Here is a 7,096-nt window from a genome sequence, read left to right on the forward strand (position 1 = left end):
TTTGGTTAGGCAAGCCTAATTATGAACACAGGATTCCGTGAAACGGCTTCTGCCGAGCATTCCTTTACTTGCGCGTGACAACAAGCAATCCCGGCGAAAAATGCCGGGCACAATGCACAAATACGCTGGTTATCGATGTGCACTCTGGACGTTGACCCTGGAAAACCCCCCGCGCAGTATCACTGCACTGTGACTAGTGCCACTAGTCTGTACCTATTTCGAAGGGGCGCACCGTGGATGTAAGTCTCACCGCCGCACATTGGGTGTATCTCGGAGGAATCATCGTCATCCTCGGGACGATGCTCATGCGGAAGAACATCGTCGTCCCCGCCGTCATCGGCACGTTCCTGACCGCCTTCGTGTTCTCCGACAGCCTCGTCACCGGTCTCGCGTCGATTTTCAATGCGAGCCTCGTCGCCGCCCGCGAGCTGTTCAACATCTTCCTCATCATCTCGTTGGTGACGGCGATGCTCGGCGCCCTCCGGCAGATGGGAGCCGACCGGTTGATGGTCGCCCCGTTCCGGCGCGTCATGCGCGGCGGCACCAGCAGCTTCATCGTCCTGGCCGTCGTCACCTACACGATCTCGCTGTTCTTCTGGCCCACCCCCGCGGTTCCGTTGATCGGAGCCGTCCTCATCCCCGTCGCCATCCGCGCCGGCCTTCCCCCGATGGCGGTCGGCATGGCGATCGCGATCTGCGGGCAGGGCATGGCGCTGTCGTCCGACTACATCATCAAGGTGGCGCCGGGACTGTCGGCGAAGTCGGCGGGAGTCGATCCGGACGTCGTCGCGGACCGCGCCCTGGTGATGTCCCTGATAGTCGGTCTCACCGCACTCCTCATCGCCTACTTCACGCAGCGCAGGCACATGCGCCGCCCCGCACCGGAACTGCTCACCGACTGGGAGGCACGCGCGGAGAGCGACTTCGGCAAGCCCGGCGGCGACGCCCCCGAGGGCGGTGCGACCCCCACCGGCGGCGGCGCGATCGATCGTGCACCTGCCGAAGCGGCGACGAGTGCCGCTCCCCCGACGTCGACGGCGGTCCTCGCCGAACCCGTCACGGCCTCCGCCCGGCAGGTCATCGACGACACGTTCAAGAGCATCCGCGCCGCAAAGACTTTCGCAGTACTCGTGCCCACCGCGTACCTGGCGTTCATCGTCTACCTCATGGTCGGCAAGTTCACCGATCTGGTGCCCGACCTCAAGGGCGGCGACGCGGCGGCGATGGTCGGCGGCATCGCCGCGCTCATCCTGTTCGCCGCGGCCGCGACCAACGACAAGAAGGGCTTCCTCGAGACGACGTCCGAGCACCTGATCGACGGTCTGGTCTTCGCATTCAAGGCCATGGGCATCGTGATCCCGATCGCCGGATTCTTCTTCATCGGCAACGGTGACTTCTCCGCCGCCATTCTGGGGCTTCCCGCGGACGCGACCGGCCCGACGCTGCTCTTCGACCTGGTGAACGCCGCGCAGTCCCACCTGCCGCAGAACGCGTTCGTCACGTCGTTCGGCATCCTCGCCATCGGCATGATCGCGGGCCTCGAGGGCTCCGGATTCACCGGGCTGCCGCTCACCGGTTCACTCGCGGGCGCGCTCGGGCCTGCCGTCGGGATGGACCCCGCAACTCTGGCCGCGATCGGTCAGATGGGGAACATCTGGTCCGGCGGTGGAACGCTCGTCGCCTGGTCGTCGTTGATCGCGGTGGCCGGCTTCGCCCGTGTGCCCGTCCTCGAACTCGCCAGGAAGTGTTTCGTGCCCGTGGTGTCCGGCCTGGTGCTGTCCACCGCGCTGTCCGTGCTCATCTTCTGACAGTTCGACGGCCTCGGTGGGGGCGATTTTCCCGCCGAGGTCACGCGCGCAGTCGATCCGCATTCTCGAGGATGGCGGCGCGCAGCGCCTGCTCCGGTTCGCTGAGAACACTCCGGCGGGCCTCCAGCACGAATTCGACGTCGACGGCGGGTCCCCACTCGTCGCGCGAACGCATCCGCACCGGCGCCAGTCCCGCGGGCGGCAGGGTCTCCGCGTGAAACACGACGCCGAGACCCGCAAGACACGCGGCCCGCAGCCCGTTCAAACTGTCCGTCACGCAGGCCACCCGCGCGCCGCGCCCGGACTTCTCCAGGACGTCGAGCGCCGCTTCCCTCGTGATCGACGGCGGCGGATACGTCACCAGCGGCACCGGCCCCTCTGTATCCGGAACGAAGTCGGGGGCTGCGAAGAACGCCAACCGGTCGGTCCACACCAGTTCGCCGTGCCGGTCTCCTCTGCGCCGCTTCCCGAAGACCAGGTCCAGCCGGCCTTCGTGCAGTTGCCGGAACAGCACTTCGCTCAGCGCCACCGTGAGTTCGAGATCGACGAGCGGATGGCTGCGGCGGAACTCGCCCAGAATATGAGGTAGCTCGTGCAGAACCAGATCTTCGGACGCCCCGAACCGGACGCGTCCCCGCACACCGGACTGGGTGAAGTAGCGCTCGGCGTCCGAGTGCCGCTCGAGTATCGACGTCGCGAAACCGACCATCACCGAGCCGTCCGCGGTCAGTTCGACCGAATGTGTGTCCCGCAGAAACAGGCGGCGCCCGGCGGCCAGTTCCAGCTTTCCCACGTGCTGGCTGACCGTCGACTGCCGCAGGTTCAGGCGCCGGGCCGCGGCCGTGAAACTGCGGGTGCGCGCGACCGCGAGAAAGCTCCGCAGATGAACGGGATCGAACATCACCCATTGTTATCACGGTTCGGCATTACAGTAAACGCGACTATCGTCTTTCGAAATATCCGCGCGTTCCTTACGGTCGAACCATGCTGACGAAGATCCCGCTGCTCAGAAGACTCGATCCGTTCATTCTCGGCATCCTGATCACCGTCGGGATCGCCAGCCTGATCCCCGCGGACGGCACGGCCCTGACCGCGTTCACGTGGGCCACGAAGGTTGCCGTCGGAATTCTGTTCTTCCTCTACGGCGCCCGACTGTCCACGCAGGAGGCGCTGCACGGCCTGCGTCACTGGCGTCTCCACGTCACCATCCTCGCCGCGACGTTCGTGATCTTCCCGCTACTCGGAATCGCTGCGCGCGTGCTGGTCCCGACTATCCTGACCCAACCGCTGTACCTGGGCCTCCTCTACGTCTGCCTGCTGCCGTCGACCGTCCAGTCGTCGATCGCCTTCGTGTCGATCGCCCGGGGCAACGTGCCCGGCGCCATCGTCAGCGCCTCGTTCTCCAACATCCTCGGCATCTTCGTGACACCGCTCCTCGTGGCATTGCTGATGACGAGCGAGGGGGCAGGCTTCGACGCGTCCTCCGCGATCGGCATTCTCGTCATGCTCCTGCTGCCGTTCATCGCCGGCCAGGCGGTGCGGCGGTGGATCGGTCCCTGGGTGAAGAAGCACGGCGCACCGCTCAAGCTCGTCGACCGGGGATCGATCCTGCTGGTCGTCTACGTCGCATTCAGTGAGGGAATGAACGAGGGCATCTGGGGCACACTGTCCGTCGGCCGGCTCCTCGCTCTGCTCGCGGTGTGCGCGGTGCTGCTCGCCGTGGTCCTGTCCGTCACGTGGTTCGGGTCGAAGCGACTCGGCTTCGACCGCGCCGACCAGATCACGATCACGTTCTGCGGTTCGAAGAAGAGCCTCGCCACCGGACTTCCGATGGCCACCGTCCTGTTCGCGAGCCAGCCGATCGGCCTGATCGTGCTGCCGCTCATGCTGTTCCACCAACTGCAGTTGCTGGTATGCGCGTGGATGGCGGGCCGGCTGGCCCGACGCGCCGCCACCGAGGAGACGGAACTCGCGACCAGTTCGAGCTAGCCGGGAATCATTCGGCCAGTACGGCCTTCAGGAAGGTCTTGGTGCGCTCGTTCTTCGGCGCGGTGAAGATCGTCGCCGGGTCGCCTTCTTCCACGACCCGCCCGGCGTCGAACATCATCACCCGGTTCGACACGTCCCGCGCGAACTGCATCTCGTGCGTGACGATCAGCATCGTGATGTCGGTGGTGCGCGCGACGTTCCTCAGCACGTCGAGGACGTCCGCCACCAACTCGGGATCCAGCGCCGACGTGACCTCGTCGAGCAGCAGAATGTCGGGGTCCATGGCGAGCGCTCTCGCGATCGCGACTCGCTGCTGCTGGCCACCGGACAGTTGCGTCGGGTGCGCGGTCTCCTTGTCCGACAGACCGACCGTCTCGAGCAACTCGCGTGCCCTCGTCACGGCCGCGGCCTTGTCCAGTCCGAGCACGTGGATCGGCGCTTCGGTGATGTTCTCGATGACGTTCATGTTGGGGAACAGGTTGAACTGCTGGAAGACCATGCCGATCCGGCGTCGTATCCGGCGCACGTACTTCTCCGACGCCGGCACGAGTTTGCTTCCCTTCTCCTCGTGCGTCAGAGGTACCCCGTCCACCCAGATGACGCCCTCGTTCACCTTCTCGAGGGTCATGAGTAGTCGCAGGATGGTCGTCTTCCCCGATCCGCTCGGACCGATCAGGGTCACCCGGTCACCGCGCGCGACCTGGAAGTCCAGGTGGTCGAGCACGACGTGGTCGCCGAACTGCTTCACGACGTCGTCGAATCGGATCATCGGGGTTGCTGCGCTCGCGTCATCGGGCAAGACGTCTCTCCAATCGCCGTATGAGCAGGGACGTCGGGTAGCTGGCGACCAGGAAGATCACACCCGCCAGCGTCAACGGTTCGAGGTACTGGAAATGCCGGGCGCCGAACTGCTGCGCGGCCGTCACCATCTCCACCACCGTGATGGCGAACAGGAACGGGGTGTCCTTGAACATCGACACCGCGTAGTTGCCCAGCGCCGGGACGACGCGACGGATGGCCTGCGGCAGGATGATCGCACGCCACGTCCGGGTGGGCGCGATGGACAACGCCCGCGCCGCCTCCCACTGGCCGACGGGCACCGCTTCAATTCCCGCCCGGTACACCTCGGCCATGTACGTCGAATAGTGGATTCCGAGTACGACGACACCGATCTGCAGCGGCGACAGTCCCGTGAACGTGTAGTACACGAACAGCAGTTGCACGACGAGCGGGGTCAGCCGGATGAATTCACTGATCGCGCGGACCGGGACACTCACCCATCGCGGCGCGGCCTGCCGGATCAAGGCGATGACGAGGCCGAGAACGACGGAGATCAGGAACCCGAGAACGGTGGCGATGAGGGTGATCTTGAAACCCTCGAGCAGCACGGGCAGTGCCTCGAACGCTCGGTCCCAACTCCACTGGACGCTCATTGCTTCGCGGCCTCCAGTCCCCGTGGGTCGGTGGGTGCGAGGCTGAAGATCTCACGCAGCGACGGTCCCGTGCCGAGGCGATTCTTCGCCCGCACCTCCAGCGCGTTCATCACCAGTGTCAGTACGTAGCCGATGACGAAGTAGATGACGAGCCCGACGCCGAACGCGAAGAGCGTGTTTCCGGTCGTCTGCCGGAGTTGGTCGATCTCGAAGGTCAAGTCCTGCAGAAGGATATAGCTCGCGAGCGCTGTGCCCTTGAGGAGCTGGATCAGGAGGTTGGTCAACGGAGGAATCATCTCGGCCCAGGCCTGCGGGAAGACCACCCGGCGCAACCGCTGCCAGTGACTGAAGTCCAGCGCTGTCGCCGCCTCCCATTGCGATTGCGGCACCGAGTTGATCGCGCCCCGCACCACCTCGGCTCCGTAGGCGCCGTAGTTCAGCCCGAGCGCGAGGATCCCGCAGAGCACCGGGTCGATGAGGTAGCCGAACAGCGGAACCACGTAGAACAACCAGAACAGCTGCACCAACAGCGAAGTGCCCCGGAAGAATTCGATGAACGCGCGCGCCGATCCCCTGATCACGATGTTGTGCGCACGGGCGGCCAGCCCGAGCGCGAGCGCGAGGACGAACGCGAGGAGGGCACCGCCCGCCGTCAGTTGGAGCGTGACAACGATCCCTTCCTGGATGCTCGGCCACGCGTCCAGAAAGGCGTCGATGTTCTCCTTCACAGGCAGCAGACCTCTCCGACGATCAGCCGGCCCCGCCGCAGAGTTTGGCGGTGGTCAGGTTCGGATCGGGCAGTTCCTCCGCGGTGAATCCGAACGGTCCGACGATGGACAGGTACTTGTCCTTGTCGGAGGTGATCTTGGCCAGCTCGGCGTTGTAGGCGTCGCGCAACTCGGTGTCTTCCTTGCGGAAGACCGTGCCGCCGGCACCGACCTGGGGTACCCCGTCGATCTCGGCGACGAACGAGCTGGTCACTTCCACCGGGGCCTGCGGGTTGTTCTGCGCCAGCCAGTTCAGTGAGATTCCGGTGAGCGCAAAGACATCGGCTCGCCCGTTGGCGACGGCGTCCATTCCGTCCTGCGGCGACGCCACCTGCATCGCATCGATCCCGAGTTGCTGCGCGTAGTCCGATTCGATCGCCCCGGTCATCGCGGCCATCCGCACCCCGCTCTGCTGCACCGACTGCATGTCGGTGAGCTTCGCGGGATTCCCCTTGGGCACCATCAGCGCGGTCGTGTAGTTGAATTCCGGCTCGCTGAACGCTGCCTGCTCGCACCGCTGCGGCAGGATCGACATTCCGGCGCTGACGACGTCGAAGCGGCGGGCCTGCAGCCCGGGAATGAGTGCCCCGAAGTCGGTACTCACGCCCTCGACGTTGTCGATGCCCAGGTTCTTGAAGATCTCGCGGTGCAGAGCCACGGTGGCGCCGGTCAGCTGGCCGTCCTGCTCGAAGCTGTACGGGGCCTCGCCGGCGAAGCCGACGGTCACCGTTCCGCTGTCCTGCAGCTGCTGGAGGAGTGATCCGCCGCTGGTCGTGTCGGTCTTCGTGCACCCCGCCAGGGAGCCGGCGGCCACCATCATGCCCGCGAAGGCGACAGCCGCCCTGACTACCGGACGTTGTTTCGACATCGTGCTCGTCACCACAGATTCCCTTCGTCACCTCGGGTGATCCGGGAGGACGCGCACCGCACGGCACGATCCCAACGGATCTGCCCGGGCCACGTTACGCAGGCGAAGGACCTGCCATAGGGGAACCGGGGGGACGTTACCGCAGCGTTATCAAATGCGGTCGGCGAATGTCCCCAGGAATGCCGAAAGCCCCCCAACAAGGTTGGGGGGCTTTCGGTAACGGATGTTCGG

7 protein-coding genes are annotated in these 7,096 nt (G+C 65.4%); 2 read left to right on the forward strand and 5 right to left on the reverse strand.

Annotated elements, in window-relative coordinates:
* Positions 1-233 precede the first annotated feature (233 nt).
* Positions 234-1,808, forward strand: a complete 1,575-nt coding sequence (locus tag QM841_RS40320) for a hypothetical protein (RefSeq protein WP_280779156.1) — start codon at positions 234-236, stop codon at positions 1,806-1,808.
* 40 nt (positions 1,809-1,848) lie between these two features.
* Here the strand turns inward: QM841_RS40320 and QM841_RS40325 are convergent, their stop codons facing one another.
* Positions 1,849-2,709 carry a LysR family transcriptional regulator gene (locus QM841_RS40325; protein WP_105419551.1) on the reverse strand — a complete coding sequence of 287 codons (861 nt, stop codon included), beginning with the start codon at positions 2,707-2,709 and terminating at the stop codon, positions 1,849-1,851.
* 83 nt (positions 2,710-2,792) lie between these two features.
* Here QM841_RS40325 and QM841_RS40330 point away from each other — a divergent pair, with 83 nt between their 5' ends.
* Complete coding sequence (locus QM841_RS40330; RefSeq protein WP_283336391.1) at positions 2,793-3,797, forward strand: bile acid:sodium symporter family protein; 1,005 nt, start codon at positions 2,793-2,795, stop codon at positions 3,795-3,797.
* Between the two features lie 7 nt (positions 3,798-3,804).
* Here the strand turns inward: QM841_RS40330 and ehuA are convergent, their stop codons facing one another.
* Genes ehuA through ehuB form a run of 4 tightly spaced genes read right to left on the reverse strand, consistent with a single transcriptional unit; the run spans position 3,805 to position 6,865 of the window.
* Positions 3,805-4,566 carry an ectoine/hydroxyectoine ABC transporter ATP-binding protein EhuA gene (gene ehuA / locus QM841_RS40335; protein WP_011596790.1) on the reverse strand — a complete coding sequence of 254 codons (762 nt, stop codon included), beginning with the start codon at positions 4,564-4,566 and terminating at the stop codon, positions 3,805-3,807.
* Between the two features lie 19 nt (positions 4,567-4,585).
* Positions 4,586-5,230, reverse strand: coding sequence for an ectoine/hydroxyectoine ABC transporter permease subunit EhuD (gene ehuD / locus QM841_RS40340; RefSeq protein WP_005262076.1), 645 nt, complete (start codon positions 5,228-5,230; stop codon positions 4,586-4,588).
* A complete protein-coding gene (ehuC, locus tag QM841_RS40345; protein WP_005262075.1) occupies positions 5,227-5,958 on the reverse strand; it encodes an ectoine/hydroxyectoine ABC transporter permease subunit EhuC in 732 nt (243 codons plus the stop codon). The genes ehuD and ehuC overlap by 4 nt, the downstream gene beginning before the upstream one ends.
* A 22-nt stretch (positions 5,959-5,980) precedes the next feature.
* On the reverse strand, positions 5,981-6,865 hold the full coding sequence (ehuB, locus tag QM841_RS40350) for an ectoine/hydroxyectoine ABC transporter substrate-binding protein EhuB (protein WP_280779159.1): 885 nt from the start codon (positions 6,863-6,865) through the stop codon (positions 5,981-5,983).
* Between the last annotated feature and the right edge of the window lie 231 nt (positions 6,866-7,096).

The sequence above is a fragment of the Rhodococcus sp. IEGM 1307 genome (assembly GCF_030056915.1).
Taxonomy (GTDB): Bacteria; Actinomycetota; Actinomycetes; order Mycobacteriales; family Mycobacteriaceae; genus Rhodococcus_F; species Rhodococcus_F opacus_D.